The organism is Nocardia sp. TBRC8007, from assembly GCF_056629435.1.
The window spans coordinates 43,599-59,251 of record NZ_JBWSOR010000018.1; the positions used below are offsets into that span (position 1 = coordinate 43,599).

The following is a 15,653-nucleotide window of genomic DNA, read 5'->3' on the forward strand; positions in this document are numbered from 1 at the left end:
TGGATTGTGGATCTTTATAATTCGCAACCAGTAAATCGACGAGTATTTTGGCGGATTTCCGTCGCCGGCCCGTTTCGTTGCGGCCGATCGCTAGCGCGCGGGGCGGCCGAAGAGCACCAGCTGCATCAGCAGTTGTACCCGATCCGGCGCGGCCAGCGGCTCGTTGCCGAAGGCTCGCCCCAGGTCGACGACTACCGCGAAGGCCGCGTGGACGAGTAAGCGTGCCTCGGCCGGGCTGAGTTCGGGACGCACTTCGCGAAGCAACCGGGCCCACTCTGCTACGCTGAGCCGCTGGATATTGCGTAGGGTGGTGCGCTCGTCAGCTGGAACATGTTGGAACTCAGCGTAATACACGAAGCTAAGGGCGCGTTCGGTGAATGATCCGGCGACGTACTGCGCGATCAACGCGGTGAGGGCGGCTTCGGAACTGGTGGCTGCCGCGACCGTGGGGCCGATCACTCCCGAGACCCGCTCGGCGGCGCGACGGAACGCGGCGGCGAGAATATCGCTCTTGCCTCGATAGAATCGATATACTGCGGAGGCAGCCGAAAGTCCTGCCGCAGTGGCGATATCCTCCACGCTCACATTCGGATACCCGCGCTTGTAGAAAAGCTCTACTGCTTTATGGAGCAGGAGTTCGTGTTTGAACGAGTCCGGGATCTCCAGCGCGGGCACCGGCTCGACTGCGTGTTCTACGGGCAGCTCGGCGTGCACGATCGCCCAACATGCCGAAAGCAACAGTCGGGAAAGCACTTTTGCCGGCATGGTGACCCGATGGTCGGCGATGCTTGTGATGATGCTCAGCAGTGCGGCTTGCAGCACACGCAGGTCGTCGACAGATATTTCCTGGCGCAGTGCGGCGCATCGATTGCCCAGGGCGTCGAGGACCGCATTCTGTTGCTCGGTGAGTGTGGTCTGGTCTTCGGGCTCTAGGTATCTTCTCTCCCAGCGCACCAGGGTAACTGTGGGGCGATTTTCGATGGTGACTGCGATCAGTGCCTCGAGCAGCTGCCGTAACCGCTGCTCGGCCGGCTGGTCCGTCGACCGGTCGGGCAACGCAACCGATTCGGTCACCGCGCGGCCCACCCGCAGTAATTCCTCCCGGAATAGGGCGTATTTGCTCGGGTAGTGCCGATACAGTGCCGCGGAGCTGATCCCGAGCTCGGAGGCGATGTCGTCCATGCTGACGCCGTGGTATCCGAGCTCGCCGAATGCCGCTGCCGATGTCGCCGCGATCTGCGCTCGGCGATTCTTCGGCCTGCGCCGGATTTCTCGAGATGCCGAGTCGCCGCTGCTCGCCCTCCGCGCCATCCGGCGATTATCGACATTCATAGCGGATATCGTAACGATCTGGCCGTATCGGTGGCCTCGTCATGTCAAGTGATGCTGCTCCCAGCGGCCGGGCTCCGATGGACCGTCTTCTCCGGTCGGTGACGAGGTGAGCTGTGGGTATCGATGGATCATTTCTTCCTCGCGCGATAGGCCGCGACAGCGTTGCGGTTTCCGCACGTTGTACTGCAGTAGCGGCGAGATCGGTTGCGGGATAAGTCGAAAACGATGCCCGAACAAGTACTGTCGGCGCATATGGACAATCGGCTGGTCTCATCGGCGCGGATCAGATCGATCAGCGCCATCGCGGTCTCGACGGCGATCCGTACGGGAAGCGGAGCCTGCGGGGAGACCGCGTGGATGTGGTAGTCGATGGTGCCGTGTCGGACCAGCTGGGGTGTGGCTCGATGTGTCGCCAAAGTCTCGTTTACCAACTGGGTCATCGTATCGCGATCGCTGGTGAGCATCCGGCGTAGCGGTGCACGCAGGGCGCGTACCGCCGCGAGTTCCGCGGCATCGCCCGCATGTGCGCCGGTATAGCCGTGTTTGACGAAAAATATATCGAGCTGGTCGGTTTCGGTCAGGGCATCCGGCGGCTCCGCCGAATTCACCAGCTCGACCGCCGCGACCAAGCTCACTTCTGTGTCATGAGCAAAAGGCATATTGACAGATTACCAAATCAATCATAGCGTCATGTTCAATGTTTGCAATTGCTCATGACAGCGCCGTGCGGTGGAGATCGGGATCGGTATGCGCGGTGATTTCTGCGATATCGTTCGGGCTATCCGGCCCGCTGGCGCGCGGTGCGATGACCGCGGGTTGGAGTTCGGTAGCAGTAGTGGCGGTTCGGGTCCTGGTGGCCGCTGCCGTCCTCGCGCCGATCGCGGCGGTCCAGTTGCGTGGTGAATGGTCGCTTGTGCGCCGCAACGCCGCTCTGATCACCGCCTATGGACTTATTGCCGTCGCGGGTACGCAAGTGGCGTTTTTCAACGCGGTCGCTCACATGCAAGTCGGGGTGGCGCTCTTGATAGAACTCACTGCGCCGATCGCCGTGGTGGGCTGGCTGTGGTCGCGCCATCGCCAACGACCCGCTGCGGCGACCATTGTGGGCGCTCTGCTCGGGATCGGCGGCTTGGCCTTGGTTATCGACCTTGGCTCTGGTCCGGCCACCAACTGGGTCGGTATCGCCTGGGCCTTTGCGGCCATGGTGGGCGCGGCCTGCTATTTCGTGCTGTCCGCTCAGGGGGATGGCACGCTACCCGGCGCCGTTCTCGCCGCAGGCGGGCTCTTCATCGGCGGATTCGCCCTGCTGGCGCTGGGGGTGATCGGCATCCTCCCGCTCCGCGCCACTACGAATCCGATCGTCTTCGACGATTTCACCGTCTACTGGTGGTTTCCGCTCCTGCTGCTCGGTATGGTGACTGCCGCTCTTGCTTATGTCACTGGCATCGCCGCTACTCGACTGCTCGGCGCTCGCCTGGCTTCTTTTGTCGCCCTTTTCGAAGTCCTGGCCGCCATGTTCTTCGCCTGGACGCTGCTCGGCGAGGTTCCTCGCCCGATCCAACTGCTCGGCGGGGTACTGATTGTCACGGGCGTCATCGTCGTGCGTCGCGGGGAGTGATCACCTTGGCTACCGAATAGCGACAAGGTCATCGTGTCGGGTGGGAGCCGGATAGATGCTCACGCGGTCGGGTCAGGTCGCGTCCCCCGGATTGTTCGTGTCGAATGTCGCTACCCCGAGCTTCTGCCATGCATGCAGCAGATGCCTGTCGCCTGATGCCGCGACGAGATCTGAATCGTCGAGTTGTTCGGCGCAGCAGCAATGGATGGCGTCATATCCCCGCAGTGCACAGTGATCGGCCAATTCGGCCGCGCGCAGCATCAATGTTTCGTCGATCTCGATGATCTCGATCTGCCGCCAGAGTCGGCCCAGCAGATGCAAGCAGGCCGTGAAGGCCGCGCCATCGAGGCGATCCATTCGATGAGCCTGTGCGAGCGCTGCCGTGGTCTCCACGTAGAGGAGCCTGTTCGACACCACTGAGTCGGAATCATCCCAGAAGCGACGGCAGGCTTTGCTGCTTGGCTCGTCGACCAGCAGTGGAACCAACGCGGAGGTATCGAGATACCCGATCACCGGCGCTGCTCATCGATGAGTTCACTGACGATGCCGTTTCCGTGGATCGGTTCCGGAGCTGCCTGCTTCTGCGTGCGCGCGGGTTGGACGCGCCCTTCGCTACGAAGCTGTTCCAGCTTCGTCGGGCGGTCGACCGGAACAATACGGGCGATCGGCTGCCCATGATCGGTGACCGTTACCGTGTATCCGGATCGAACCTCGGCGAGGTATCGACTGAGGTTATCGCGAAGCCCACGAACTCCGACATCCATGGCAGGGTCCTCTTCTTGTGGTCATAATATTGTATGGAATTATAGCCACAGTTCTCACTCGGATTCGCTACCCGGGACAGCGAGAGGATTCAGCTATGTCCTGCCTGGCGGAGAGCGCCGTACCAGTCGAGCAGATCGGGGTCGTCCACGGCGCTGCGCTCCACGACGCGGTTCGGGTCGGCGCCCTGGAATAGTTTCTTGATCGGTACTTCCAGCTTCTTGCCGGTGCGGGTATGCGGGATGCCGGGGGCGAGGATGATCTCGTCGGGAACGTGGCGCGGCGACACTTCGGTGCGAATGGTGTTGTTGATGCGCGCTTTCAGCTCGTCGGTGAGTTCGGTGCCCGGTGTCAGGACCACGAACAGCGGCATCCAGTAGCCGCCTTCGTGCTGCTCGGCGCCGATCACCAGGGCCTCGGTGATTTCCGGTAGCCGTTCGACGGCTTGGTAGATGTCCGCGCTGCCCATCCGGATGCCGTGCCGGTTGAGGGTGGAGTCGGAGCGGCCGTGCACGATCACGCTGTGCCTGTCGGTGATGGTGATCCAGTCGCCATGTCGCCATACGCCGGGGAACATATCGAAATAAGCTTCGTGATAACGCTTTCCGTCGTCATCGTGCCAGAAGCGCACCGGCATGGACGGCATCGGTGCAGTGATCACGAGCTCGCCGACCTCGCCACGCACCGGTTGCCCCGCCGGATCGTAGGCATCCAGCGCGACACCGAGGTAGGGCGCCGAAAGTTCGCCTGGCCACACCGGTACGGTGCGTACCCCGCCGATGAATGCCGACACCACGTCGGTACCACCACTGATCGAGCAGATCTGGACGCGCTCGCCCGCGTGCTCGCTCAGCCATAGCGCTGAAGAGGTGGGCAGGGTAGAACCGGTGATACCGACCATACGCAGCGCCGACAGATCGTGTTCGGCGCGCGGCACGACGCCTGCTTTGCCGCAGGCCAGCACATAGCCGGGGCTGGTGCCCAGCACGGTGGCGCGCACTTCGGCGGCGAGGTGCCACAATGCGTCGGGGGCGGGGTGGGTGGGACTGCCGTCGTAGCAGACGACGGTCGCTCCGACCAGTAGCCCGGCGACCTGGAAGTTCCACATCATCCAGCTCGGGCTGGTGTACCAGAAGAAGGTGTCGTCGGGGCCGATATCGGATTGCAGGGCAACGGCTTTGAGGTGTTCGAGCAGCACGCCGCCGTGGCCGTGCACGATACCCTTGGGCAGGCCGGTCGTGCCAGAGGAGAACACGACCCACAGCGGATGATCGAACTCGACGGGCTCCGTGGTGATTACGCGCGACCCCGACTCGGTCATGGCGACCGCTTCGTGCCACGGCAGCGTATCCGGTACGTCGAGCCCGAGCCGGGACACCACGATCGTGGCCTGCACTGAGGTCATGCCCGCGCGCAGCGCCGCGATATCGGCCCGCTTGTCGTATGTCTTGCCGCCGAAGCGATAGCCATCGGCGGTGATCAGCACGGTGGGTTCGAGCTGCCCGAGCCGATCCAGCGCCGCCTTCGGCGAGTAGTCCTGCCCGCAGGCGCTCCAGACCGCCCCGATGCTCGCGGTGGCCAGGAACGCGACGACGGCTTCGGGTAGATTCGGCAGATACCCCGCTACCCGGTCGCCGCAGCGCACACCGAGGTCACGCAATGTGCGGGCGAGAGCTGCGGTATGGTCGACCAATTCGGCCCAGGACACTTCGCGGACCGGGCCGTCCTCACTGACAGCCTTGATCGCGGGCCGGTCGCTGCGGGCCTGGCGGATCACCTGGTCGACGTAGTTGAGCCGGGTGCCGGGGAACCACTGCGCGCCAGGCATGTCGGTGCTCGTCAGTACTTCGCCTGCGATCTCCCCGAGCGCGAAGTAATCCCACAGCGCGTGCCAGAAACCGGCGAGATCGGCGACCGACCACTGCCACAAGGCGTGATAGTCTGCCGCGCGTACCCCGGTATGCTCGGCGACGAATCGCGCGAAGTCGGTGATCCTGGCCTCGGCGATATCTCGTTCGGTCGGCACCCATTGTGGTTGCATCGCGGTTCTCCTGGCTGTGGGACTGGGTGATCAGGCGCGGTTTGCGCGGCGGACGATCTGCTCGGCGTGCCGGAATACCGGGCCGTCGACCATCTTGCCCTCGAAGGAGAAGACCCCGCGGTGTTTGGGTGCTTCTGCCAACAGTCGCAGAGCCCAGGCGGTCTCTTGTTCCGAAGGGGTGTAGGCCGCCCGTAGCACTGGCAGCTGGCTCGGATGGATGGCGCCTTTGGCGTCGAATCCGACTGCGACCGCGTCCTCAGCTTCCGCGCGCAGACCGTCCAGGTCGCGAATGTTCAGATATACCGAATCCAACGCGAATTTTCCGGACGCCTTCGCGGCCAATAGCGCGGTGGACCGCACATGGCGGGCTACGTCCCGGTAGCCGCCCTCGGCATGCCTGCTCGACGTGCCGCCCATCGCGGCCACCAGATCCTCGGCGCCCCACATGACGCCGATAGTGTTGCGCGCCATCGCCGCCCGGCCGGCTGCGAGCGCGCCGAGCGGGGATTCGATCAGTGCGATCACCTCATAATCAGGTAGGGCTGTGATCTGTTCGGCCGATTCGCATTTCGGCAGCATGATCCGGCGGTATCCGGTCTGGGCCAGCGTCTCCAGGTCGAGTGCGTGCTCCTCGGTGCCCGCCACATTGACCCGCACCACCGTGTTCCGCGGGTCCAGCGGCGTATCCAGGAGCGCGACCCTGGCCGCCGCCTTGTCATTCGTGGCGACCCCGTCCTCCAGGTCGAGGATCACCACATCGGCCGCGGCCGATGCCTTCGCATAGCGCTCCGGGCGATCGGCCGGGCAGAACAGCCAGGCCGGGCCCGTCATCTGCCAGCTCATGGCATATCCTTCCGCGAAGACTTGCGGACCAGCGTTTTGCGGACCGCGGTGGCTACGATATCGCCGTGCTGGTTGCGCGCGGTATGCGCGAAGGTCACGATGCCTTCGCTGGGACGGCTTTTGGACTCGCGTTTGTCGGTGACCACGGTCTCGGCGTACATGGTGTCGCCATGGAACAGCGGCTTGGGGAAGGTGACTTCCGAGAAGCCGAGATTGGCCACGATGGTGCCCTGGGTCAACTGCGCCACCGACAGCCCGACCAGTGTGGACAGGGTGAACATCGAGTTCACCAGCCTCTGGTTGAACGGGGGCAGCTGCTCGCTGAACGCGGCGTCCAGGTGCAGCGCCTGGGTGTTCATGGTCATTGTGGTGAACAGGACGTTGTCCGCTTCGGTGATAGTGCGGCCGGGTCGGTGTTTGTAGACCACTTCGGTATCGAACTCCTCGAACCACAGGCCACGCTGCACAACCGTGCGCCGGGTCACAGCCCGAGCTCCCGCCCGATCAGCATCAACTGTACCTCCGTTGTGCCCTCGCCGATTTCCAAGATCTTGCTGTCGCGATAATGCCTGGCGACCGCGTATTCGTTCATGAAGCCGTAGCCGCCGAAGATCTGGGTCGCATCGCGGGCATTGTCCATGGCGGCCTCGCTGGCTACCAGTTTCGCGACAGACGCCTGCTTCTTGAACGGCTTGCCCGCCAGCATCAGCGCCGCAGCGTCATAGTAGGCCGTACGGGCGGCGTGTGCCCGCGCCTCCATCCTGGCGATCTTGAAGGCGATGGCCTGGTTGCGTCCGATCGCTTGGCCGAACGCCTCGCGCTCCTTGGCGTAGCGCACGCTCTCGTCCACACAGCCCTGCGCGGCCCCGACCGAGAGCGCGGCGATGGCGATGCGGCCCTCATCGAGGATGCGCAGGAAGTTCGCGTAGCCGCGCCCGCGCTCGCCTAGCAGGTTCTCCTCCGGTACCCGGACATCGGTGAAGCTGAGCGGATGGGTGTCGGAGGCGTTCCAGCCCACCTTGTTGTACGCGGGTTCGGCAACGAAACCGGGGGTGCCGGCAGGCACAAGGATGGTCGAGATCTCCTTCTTGTCGCCGCTCTGCCCGGTCACCGCGGTCACCGTGACGAGCGCGGTGATATCGGTGCCGGAATTGGTGATGAACTGCTTGCTGCCGTTGATGATCCACTCGCCGCCGTCAGCGACCGCGGTGGTTCTGGTGCCGCCCGCGTCGCTGCCTGCACCAGGCTCGGTGAGCCCGAAGGCAGCGAGATTGCGACCGCTGGTCAGCCGAGGCAGCCATTCCTGCTTCTGCTTGTCGTTGCCGAACCGGTAGATCGGCATCGCGCCGAGCGAGACGCCCGCCTCCAGGGTGATCGCTACGCTCTGGTCGACTTTGCCCAGCTCCTCCAACGCGAGGCACAGCGCGAAGTAATCACCGCCCATGCCGCCGTACTCTTCGGGGAAAGGAAGGCCGAACAGCCCCATATCGGCCATTCCCGCGACTACCTTGTACGGGAAGGTGTGGTTCGCATCGTGCTCGGTGGCTACCGGTGCGACCACCGACTGCGCGAAGTCGCGCACCGTCAGTGCGAGATCGCGGTATTCCTCCGGCAGCGTGCCGGTGGATAGGAAGTCGGTCATGCTATGTCCTTTCTGGCCTGAGCGGGCCCTGCGTGGTGATGCTGCGCTGCCGTCTTCGGGCCTGACCCGCTCATGCTGTGTTGTTGTGTGCTTGAGCGGGGGCCCTGCGTGGTGATGCTGCGCTGCCGTCTTCGGGCCTGACCCGCTCATGCCGCGCCCTTACCTATTCGGTTGGCTCGGCGTGGTTCAGCCGGTCCGGTGTGGCGACGACACGCGCGAGCACCTGATCGAGGCGCACTTGAGCGCCAGGCTCGACCAGCAGTTCCACGGTTCCGGCGACCGGGGCGGTGAGCGAGTGCTCCATCTTCATCGCCTCCACGGTGACCACACGATCACCCGCGGCGACGGTGCTGCCCGCGGCAACCGGCACGGTGATCACCGACCCAGGCATGGGGCTGCGGATCTCGGCATCACCGATATGGTCGTCGGCACCGCGCACATCGACCTCGGCGACTTCGCGAAGGGCGGCGATGCCGGAGGCCCCGGCCACCCAGAGTAGGCCGTCGTGTTCGGCGACCCGGTAAGCGTGCCGCAGGCCCGCTGTGGTGAGGGTGAGTACTCCGGCTGCAGTGCTACCAGCGAATGTCGCGGTGATCGTGCAGGTTTCACTGTCACCGACGCGGACAAGGCCGTCGGCGGGGGTCCCGGAGAGATAGACGTGTTCGATGCGGTCGCCGCCCGCGAGCCGGATCGGCATCGGCGCGTGGGCGCCGATTCGCCACCCGGACGGGACTGCCCATAGCTCAGCCTGTGTCACTGGCCAGCGGCGCAGCCAGTGGCAGGCCGCCGCAGCGATGAACTCGTTGTCACCGACTGCGGCAGGATGGAAGTCGGCCACCAGCCGGTCCAGTAGAGCGGTGTCCAACCGTCCTTCGGCTACGTCGGGGTCGGCCAGTAGGAAACGCAGGAATTCGATATTGCTGGTTACACCGAGCAGCACGGTCTCGGCCAGCGCCTGATCGAGTTTCGCGAGCGCGGTGGTGCGATCAGCGGCGTGCGCGATGATCTTGGACAGCATCGGGTCGTAGTCGCTGCCCACGTGCGTACCGATCCGTAGCCCCGAATCGACCCGCACCCCTGGGCTTTCCGGTTCGTCGAGGTCGAGCACCGTGCCACCGGTGGGCAGGAATCCACGGGCCGGGTCTTCGGCGTACACTCTGGCCTCGATCGCGTGCCCGGCCATCCGGATATCGTCTTGGGTCACCGCGAGCTTCTGCCCGGCCGCGACCCGGACCTGGCATTCCACCAGGTCGACACCGGTGACCAGCTCGGTCACCGGATGCTCCACCTGCAGACGGGTGTTCATCTCCATGAAGAAGAATTCATCTGGCCGGTCGGCGGAGACGATGAACTCCACAGTGCCCGCGCCTACATAGTCCACGCTGCGCGCGGTATTGCAGGCGGCGGCGCCGATCCTGGCCCTGGTCGCCGCGTCGAGCAACGGCGAGGGCGCCTCCTCGATCACCTTCTGGTGGCGCCGCTGCAGGCTGCATTCGCGCTCGCCCAGGTGCAGCACATTGCCGAACTGGTCGGCGAGGATCTGCACCTCGATATGCCTGGGCCGGGTGACGAAGCGTTCCAGGAACAGCGTGTCGTCACCGAACGCGGCAGCGGCTTCCCGCCGTGCGCTGCGCAGCGCCTCGGGCAGCTGGGCTGGGTCGTCCACCCGGCGCATGCCTTTGCCTCCGCCGCCTGCCGATGGCTTGACCAGCACCGGATACCCGACTTCGACGGCCGCGGCGATCAGGGCGTCATCGGTCAGGCCCGGCGTGGCGATACCGGGTACCACCGGGACGCCGAACGTGGCGACAGTGTTCTTCGCGGTGATCTTGTCGCCCATCACCTCGATCGCGCGCGCGGGCGGGCCGAGGAAGACGATGCCGGTCTTGGCCAGCGCGGCGGCGAACGCGGGATTCTCCGAGAGGAAGCCATAGCCAGGGTGTATGGCCTGCGCGCCGGTGCGCACGGCGGCGGCCACTACCGCGTCGATGGCGAGGTAGCTCTCCCTGGCGGGTGCCGGGCCGAGGCGCACCGCGGTGTCGGCTTCGTGCACGTGCCGCGCGTCGGCATCGGCATCGCTGTAGACGGCCACCGAGCGGATGCCCATGGCGCGCAAGGTGCGGATCACCCGTACCGCGATCTCGCCGCGATTGGCGATGAGCACGGTGTCGAAAGCCACAGGAACTGAGGTGTTGAGCATCGCGATCACATCCGGAAGACGCCGTAGGAGACGGGTTCGAGCGGGGCTTGCGCGCATACCGACAGGGCGAGCCCGAGCACCGTTCTGGTATCGGCGGGATCGATGATGCCGTCGTCCCAGAGGCGCGCGGTCGAATAGTAGGGATTGCCCTGGCTTTCGTACTGCTCCCGGATCGGAGCCTTGAACGCTTCCTCATTCGCGGCGGTCCAAGGTTGTCCGCTGCTGTCGAGCTGGTCGCCGCGCACCGTCGCCAGCACCGACGCGGCCTGCTCGCCGCCCATCACCGAGATCCGCGCGTTGGGCCACATCCAGAGAAACCGTGGCGAATAGGCCCGCCCGCACATCGAGTAGTTGCCCGCGCCATAGGAGCCACCGATCACAACGGTGAGCTTCGGCACCCGCGCGCAGGCCACCGCGGTGACCATCTTCGCGCCGTGCTTGGCGATCCCGCCTGCCTCGTAGTCGCGCCCGACCATGAAACCGGTGATGTTCTGCAAGAACAGCAGCGGGATGCTGCGCTTATCGCACAGTTCGATGAAATGCGCGCCTTTCATCGCGGATTCGCTGAACAGCACGCCATTGTTGGCCACGATGCCCAACGGGTGCCCATGGACGCGCGCGAATCCGGTGACCAGCGTCTTGCCGTATTCGGCCTTGAACTCGTGGAAGCCGCTCTCGCTGTCGCCCGCTCCGTCGACCAGACGGTGGATCACCTCGCGCACGTCATAGGGTGTGCGCAGATCAGCAGGGACCACATCGTAGAGCTCTGCTTCCGGTGCGGCGGGCGCGATGGTCGGCCGCACCTCCCAGGGGGTGGCGATACGCGGTCCGAGCGTGGCCACGATCCGGCGCACGATGCGCAGTGCGTCCTGGTCGTCCTCGGCCAGGTGGTCGGTGACGCCCGAGGTGCGCGAGTGCAGTTCCCCGCCGCCGAGTTCCTCGGCCGTGACCACCTCGCCAGTCGCGGCCTTCACCAACGGCGGACCGCCGAGAAAGATCGTGCCCTGATTACGCACGATCACTGCCTCATCGCTCATCGCGGGCACGTAGGCGCCGCCAGCCGTGCAGGAGCCGAGCACCGCGGCGATCTGCGGAATCCCCTTGGCGCTCATGGTCGCCTGGTTGTAGAAGATGCGTCCGAAATGCTCCCGGTCCGGGAACACCTCGTCCTGGCGCGGCAGATACGCGCCGCCAGAGTCGACCAGATACAGACATGGCAATTGGTTCTGTAGCGCGATCTCTTGCGCGCGCAGATGCTTCTTCACCGTCATGGGGTAGTAGGTGCCGCCTTTGACCGTGGCGTCATTGGCCACGATCACACACTCGCGTCCGGACACCCGACCGATCCCGGTGATGATCCCCGCGCCGGGGGATTCCTCACTGTACATCCCGGTCGCGGCCAGCGGAGACAGCTCCAGAAACGGGCTGCCAGGGTCGAGCAGGTGATCCACCCGCTGCCTCGGCAGCAGCTTGCCCCGCGCGACGTGGCGTTCGCGCGCCTTCGCCGACCCGCCGAGCGCTGTGGCGGCCAGCTTGGCGCGCAGGTCGTCGACCAGCGCCGTATGTGCGGCGCGGTTGTCGACGGCCTCTTCGGTAACGGTCATCACGCCATCCTGTCATCCAGTTAGTCACCGATAACTGGAATTCAGGTTAATCTTGACTAACCGAGATGTCCAGGTCGGCGGAGAGGAACACGTATGACCAGTGTGGACTCCGTCGTGCCCACCCGCCGCGAGCAGCTGAAAGCGCAGCGCAGAGCACAGTTGCTCGAAGCGGGAGCCCGGCTCATCGCCGATCGAGGCTTCCTCGGCATGCGCCTGGACGACCTGGGCGCCGCCGTCGGTATCAGCGGGCCAGCGGTCTATCGGCACTTCCCGAACAAAGAGGCGCTGCTGGTCGAACTGCTCATGGGGGTCAGCCAGCGGCTACTCGACGGCGGCACCGCCGTGGTGGCGGCGACGAGTTCGGCCGAACAGGCGCTGGTCGGGCTGGTCGACCACCACTTGGACTTCGCGTTCGGCGAGCCGGAGCTGATCCGCATCCAGGACCGCGACCTGGACAATGTGCCCGCCGCCGCGCGCCACGAGATCCGCCGCACTCAGCGCCGATATGTGGAGATCTGGGTGGCCGTACTGCGCGAACTGCATCCGGAGCTTCCCGAAGAAACAGCGCGGGTGCAGGCGCATGCCGCGTTCGGCTTGATCAACTCGACCCCGCACAGTGCGAGTACGGCGACCGCGGTCCGGGCCAGGCCCGTGCTGCGGCGCATGGCGCTGGCCGCTCTTGGCTCGAGCTGATTCACGCTGCGGCAGCACACTTCCAGAGAGCGCTGATCGGTAGGCAGGACAATCCTTCGCCGAAAGGGAGTCGCTGGTCACCACAGTAGAGGACGAAACCGGCGCGGAACCGGTCGCCGAGGCGGTCTTGCAGAATACGCAGCGTTCGGAAGTCGTCGGTGCGAACGGTTTCGGCCGTTTTGACTTCGATGGCGACGATTCGGCCCGCGCTGTCTTCGAGGACGGCGTCGACTTCGCGGCCGTCGCGGTCGCGGTAGTGGTACAGCCGGGCCATGGTCTGGCTCCAGGTGAGTTGGCGGGCGAGTTCGCCGAGGACGAATGTTTCGATGAGGCTGCCTGCCGTCGTGTGGGTGGTGACGTCGGTGAGCAGGTGGGCGGCGATGCCGGAATCGTTGACGACGAGCTTGGGTGTGGCGATTGCTCTGGATGTCGCGTTGGACGACCAGGCTGGGATGAGCCGGATGAGGTAGATGACCTCGAGTAAGCCGATGTATTCGCGGACTGTCGTCACTGGGACACCCAGATCGGAGGATACGCGTCGGTAGTTGAGCAGCCCCCCGCTCTGCGCGGCCAAGGTCGCGATGAGGCGGCGCATATCGGAACTACGACGAACGTCGGCGATCTGGTGGACGTCGCGACTCATGATGTCGTCGAGATAGGACTTGAAGAACTGGGCGCGGCGTCGGGGCGAATGTCGACTGATCGCCTCGGGGTATCCACCACGTGTGGCGAGGGATAGGTAGTCTTTGCGGCGCAGTTCCGCTTGTTCGGTCCGTAAGCGGCTTCCTTCGGCGAAGGCGGCGTCGACGAAACCATCGGGCGCGCTATTGATTTCTCCTTGGGACAGCGGGAAAAGCTCTATGGTTTCGGAGCGCCCTGGCAAGGAGTCGGGCAGTTTGCTCAGACCGAGCAGCCGTGCTGAACCGGTCAGCAGGAACCGTCCCGGACGGGGATCGCGATCGACTGTGTTCTTGATAGCAAGCCACAGTTCGGGGACGCGTTGGATTTCGTCGATCAACATGGTGCCTGGCGCGTCGAGGAAGGCGACTGGGTCCGCGGCGGCTGCCGATCGGGTCCTCGGGTCGTCCAGATACCGTTCGACGGCGCCCCCTCGGTTGATCAGGCAGTGCTCAGCTAATGTGCTTTTGCCGGTTTGACGTGCGCCGTTGATGATAACGACCCGAGTATCGGCGAGAGCCTCCTCGACCAGCTCGGCGGCGCGGCGCGGCAAATAGTCAACGGCTTGTCGCATGGGAAATGGTAGGATATTCCGACGATCTGCCGACAGTTGTGCCGACGATCTGCCGTCTGTCTCCATAGCTTCACGGCTCGAGAGGAAGCCGGGAGTGCGTTGTAGTTCGGAGGGTTGGCGTAGCGGGAGTCACAGCAGTCCTTCTTCGGATAGCGGCTGCGGTGCTGGTGGTGTTGTTGTCCGGAGGCAGCAGCGGTGTCTATGAATGCGAAAGGACTCCGAGATGCGAAAGGACTCCGACTCGCCCTCTTGATAATCGTTCCACCCGGATTCCCGGCGGTTAGAGTGAGTCGATGGCGGCGCTTTCCGATCCCGATATCCGCGCATTCCTGACACAGGGCACCAGAACAGCCAAGGTGGCGTTCATTGCCGCTGACGGCAGGCCGGTGGTTACGCCGGTCTGGTTCGTCCTCGACGGCGACGAACTGGTCTTCAACACCGGCGCTTCGAGTGCCAAGGGCAAGGCGTTCGCTCGGGATGAGCGCATCGCGGTATGTGTCGATCTGGAGGAGCCGCCCTACGGGTTCGTCCAGGTGCAAGGCACTGTGGCGTGCTCGGCGGATCCGGGCGAGCTGCTGCGGGTAGCCACTGAGATCGGCGGGCGCTATATGGGGCGGGACCGGGCCGAGGAGTTCGGCAAGCGCAATGGCGTGCCCGGCGAGCTGGTGGTCCGGTTGCGGCCGACGAAGGTGCTCGCTTACTTCGATGTGACCAGCTGAACGGTACGCGCGGGGATGGTCATAGACTCGCGCGCATGACCGTGCACTTCATCGGGGCCGGGCCGGGCGCGGCCGACTTATTGACGGTGCGTGCGGTCGAGTTGTTGCGAACGACGCCGGTATGCCTCTATCCGGGAACCTATCTGGACCCAGGCGTGCCTGCCTACTGCGCGCCTGATGCCGAGTTGATCGATACCCAGCGCCTGGATCTCGATCAGATCACTGACCACCTGGTGCGCGCCACGGCAGCGGGTAAGGATGTGGCCCGGCTGTGCTCGGGGGATCCCTCGCTGTATTCGGCGCTCACCGAACAGACACGCAGGCTGGACGCGCACGGTATTCCCTGGGACGTCACGCCGGGCGTGCCGGCCTATGCCGCCGCGGCGGCATTGCTCGGCGCCGAGTTGACTGTGCCGGAGTTGGTGCAGTCGGTCGTGCTGACCCGCACCAGAGCCCGCTCGACCGCGATGCCGGAATCGGAGGCACTGACGAACTTCGCGGCGACCGGCGCGACGCTCGCGCTGCACTTGGCCATCACCCGAATCCGCTCGCTGGCCACCGAGCTGGCCGCTGACTATGGGCAGGACTGCCCGGTCACGGTGGTCTACCGTGCCAGTCAGCCGGGGCAGCTGGTTCTCCGGGGCACTCTGGCCGATATCGCCGACCAGGTCGAAGCGGCTGGACTGCGGCAGGCTGCGGTGATCTTGGTCGGTCGCGCGCTCACACCCACGCTCTCCTGCGCCCAGTCACATCTCTATGATCCCGCGCGAGCGCGTCAGGTGATCGGGCCGTAGCGGCGATAACCGGTCCTGGTGCGCGGCGCATGGCCCGCGACATCAGCGACCCCGTGACAACGACAACGACAACGACAACGACAACGGCACTGCCTGTGATAGCAACTGCCTGTGGTAACAGCATCGACACTGCCTGTGCTGATGCATAGCAGC

General features: G+C 64.9%; 15 protein-coding genes. 4 read left to right on the top strand and 11 right to left on the bottom strand.

Going from position 1 to position 15,653, the window contains the following annotated elements:
• Positions 1-90: 90 nt before the first annotated feature.
• A complete protein-coding gene (locus tag ACX4ZE_RS15150; protein ID WP_480274067.1) occupies positions 91-1,332 on the bottom strand; it encodes a TetR/AcrR family transcriptional regulator in 1,242 nt (413 codons plus the stop codon).
• A gap of 128 nt (positions 1,333-1,460) precedes the next feature.
• The gene (locus tag ACX4ZE_RS15155; RefSeq protein WP_480274068.1) at positions 1,461-1,991 is read right to left on the bottom strand and encodes a CGNR zinc finger domain-containing protein; all 531 of its coding nucleotides are present in this window, start codon (positions 1,989-1,991) and stop codon (positions 1,461-1,463) included.
• Positions 1,992-2,029: 38 nt separating this feature from the next.
• Between ACX4ZE_RS15155 and ACX4ZE_RS15160 the strand changes: the two genes are divergently transcribed.
• Positions 2,030-2,950, top strand: a complete 921-nt coding sequence (locus ACX4ZE_RS15160; RefSeq protein ID WP_480274069.1) for an EamA family transporter — start codon at positions 2,030-2,032, stop codon at positions 2,948-2,950.
• Positions 2,951-3,022: 72 nt separating this feature from the next.
• Here the strand turns inward: ACX4ZE_RS15160 and ACX4ZE_RS15165 are convergent, their stop codons facing one another.
• The 8 genes from ACX4ZE_RS15165 to ACX4ZE_RS15200 form a co-directional block, all read right to left on the bottom strand.
• On the bottom strand, positions 3,023-3,463 hold the full coding sequence (locus ACX4ZE_RS15165; RefSeq protein WP_480274070.1) for a type II toxin-antitoxin system VapC family toxin: 441 nt from the start codon (positions 3,461-3,463) through the stop codon (positions 3,023-3,025).
• Entirely contained in the window at positions 3,460-3,714 is a 255-nt protein-coding gene (locus ACX4ZE_RS15170) for a type II toxin-antitoxin system Phd/YefM family antitoxin (RefSeq protein ID WP_480274071.1), read from the bottom strand. Before ACX4ZE_RS15170 ends, ACX4ZE_RS15165 begins: the two co-directional genes overlap by 4 nt.
• Before the next feature lie 89 nt (positions 3,715-3,803).
• Positions 3,804-5,753, bottom strand: coding sequence for an acetoacetate--CoA ligase (locus tag ACX4ZE_RS15175; protein ID WP_480274072.1), 1,950 nt, complete (start codon positions 5,751-5,753; stop codon positions 3,804-3,806).
• 30 nt (positions 5,754-5,783) lie between these two features.
• Positions 5,784-6,596 carry an HpcH/HpaI aldolase/citrate lyase family protein gene (locus tag ACX4ZE_RS15180; RefSeq protein ID WP_480274073.1) on the bottom strand — a complete coding sequence of 271 codons (813 nt, stop codon included), beginning with the start codon at positions 6,594-6,596 and terminating at the stop codon, positions 5,784-5,786.
• Entirely contained in the window at positions 6,593-7,081 is a 489-nt protein-coding gene (locus ACX4ZE_RS15185; protein WP_480274074.1) for a MaoC family dehydratase, read from the bottom strand. The genes ACX4ZE_RS15180 and ACX4ZE_RS15185 overlap by 4 nt, the downstream gene beginning before the upstream one ends.
• Positions 7,078-8,238 (bottom strand): acyl-CoA dehydrogenase family protein, encoded by a 1,161-nt coding sequence (locus ACX4ZE_RS15190; RefSeq protein ID WP_480274075.1) that lies wholly within the window; start codon positions 8,236-8,238, stop codon positions 7,078-7,080. Before ACX4ZE_RS15190 ends, ACX4ZE_RS15185 begins: the two co-directional genes overlap by 4 nt.
• Positions 8,239-8,401: 163 nt before the next feature.
• Positions 8,402-10,438, bottom strand: a complete 2,037-nt coding sequence (locus tag ACX4ZE_RS15195; protein WP_480274076.1) for an acetyl/propionyl/methylcrotonyl-CoA carboxylase subunit alpha — start codon at positions 10,436-10,438, stop codon at positions 8,402-8,404.
• 5 nt (positions 10,439-10,443) lie between these two features.
• Positions 10,444-12,042, bottom strand: coding sequence for a carboxyl transferase domain-containing protein (locus tag ACX4ZE_RS15200; protein WP_480274077.1), 1,599 nt, complete (start codon positions 12,040-12,042; stop codon positions 10,444-10,446).
• A gap of 93 nt (positions 12,043-12,135) precedes the next feature.
• On the opposite strand from ACX4ZE_RS15200, the gene ACX4ZE_RS15205 reads away from it, so the two are divergent.
• A complete protein-coding gene (locus tag ACX4ZE_RS15205; protein WP_480274078.1) occupies positions 12,136-12,735 on the top strand; it encodes an SACE_7040 family transcriptional regulator in 600 nt (199 codons plus the stop codon).
• Position 12,736: 1 nt separating this feature from the next.
• On the opposite strand, the gene ACX4ZE_RS15210 is transcribed toward ACX4ZE_RS15205, so the two are convergent.
• On the bottom strand, positions 12,737-13,987 hold the full coding sequence (locus ACX4ZE_RS15210; protein ID WP_480274079.1) for an ATP-binding protein: 1,251 nt from the start codon (positions 13,985-13,987) through the stop codon (positions 12,737-12,739).
• A 293-nt stretch (positions 13,988-14,280) separates the two neighbouring features.
• Here ACX4ZE_RS15210 and ACX4ZE_RS15215 point away from each other — a divergent pair, with 293 nt between their 5' ends.
• Complete coding sequence (locus tag ACX4ZE_RS15215; protein ID WP_480274080.1) at positions 14,281-14,706, top strand: PPOX class F420-dependent oxidoreductase; 426 nt, start codon at positions 14,281-14,283, stop codon at positions 14,704-14,706.
• 35 nt (positions 14,707-14,741) lie between these two features.
• The gene (gene cobM / locus ACX4ZE_RS15220) at positions 14,742-15,500 is read left to right on the top strand and encodes a precorrin-4 C(11)-methyltransferase (protein WP_480274081.1); all 759 of its coding nucleotides are present in this window, start codon (positions 14,742-14,744) and stop codon (positions 15,498-15,500) included.
• Positions 15,501-15,653: the final 153 nt, after the last annotated feature.

Coding starts and splice junctions, on each gene's coding strand:
- ACX4ZE_RS15215 (WP_480274080.1), top strand. CDS start 14,281: ATGGCGGCGCTTTCCGATCCCGATATCCGCGCATTCCTGACACAGGGC.
- ACX4ZE_RS15175 (WP_480274072.1), bottom strand. CDS start 5,753: ATGCAACCACAATGGGTGCCGACCGAACGAGATATCGCCGAGGCCAGG.
- ACX4ZE_RS15190 (WP_480274075.1), bottom strand. CDS start 8,238: ATGACCGACTTCCTATCCACCGGCACGCTGCCGGAGGAATACCGCGAT.
- ACX4ZE_RS15210 (WP_480274079.1), bottom strand. CDS start 13,987: ATGCGACAAGCCGTTGACTATTTGCCGCGCCGCGCCGCCGAGCTGGTC.
- ACX4ZE_RS15195 (WP_480274076.1), bottom strand. CDS start 10,438: ATGCTCAACACCTCAGTTCCTGTGGCTTTCGACACCGTGCTCATCGCC.
- ACX4ZE_RS15200 (WP_480274077.1), bottom strand. CDS start 12,042: ATGACCGTTACCGAAGAGGCCGTCGACAACCGCGCCGCACATACGGCG.
- cobM (WP_480274081.1), top strand. CDS start 14,742: ATGACCGTGCACTTCATCGGGGCCGGGCCGGGCGCGGCCGACTTATTG.
- ACX4ZE_RS15170 (WP_480274071.1), bottom strand. CDS start 3,714: ATGGATGTCGGAGTTCGTGGGCTTCGCGATAACCTCAGTCGATACCTC.
- ACX4ZE_RS15160 (WP_480274069.1), top strand. CDS start 2,030: ATGTTTGCAATTGCTCATGACAGCGCCGTGCGGTGGAGATCGGGATCG.
- ACX4ZE_RS15180 (WP_480274073.1), bottom strand. CDS start 6,596: ATGAGCTGGCAGATGACGGGCCCGGCCTGGCTGTTCTGCCCGGCCGAT.
- ACX4ZE_RS15150 (WP_480274067.1), bottom strand. CDS start 1,332: ATGAATGTCGATAATCGCCGGATGGCGCGGAGGGCGAGCAGCGGCGAC.
- ACX4ZE_RS15155 (WP_480274068.1), bottom strand. CDS start 1,991: ATGCCTTTTGCTCATGACACAGAAGTGAGCTTGGTCGCGGCGGTCGAG.
- ACX4ZE_RS15205 (WP_480274078.1), top strand. CDS start 12,136: ATGACCAGTGTGGACTCCGTCGTGCCCACCCGCCGCGAGCAGCTGAAA.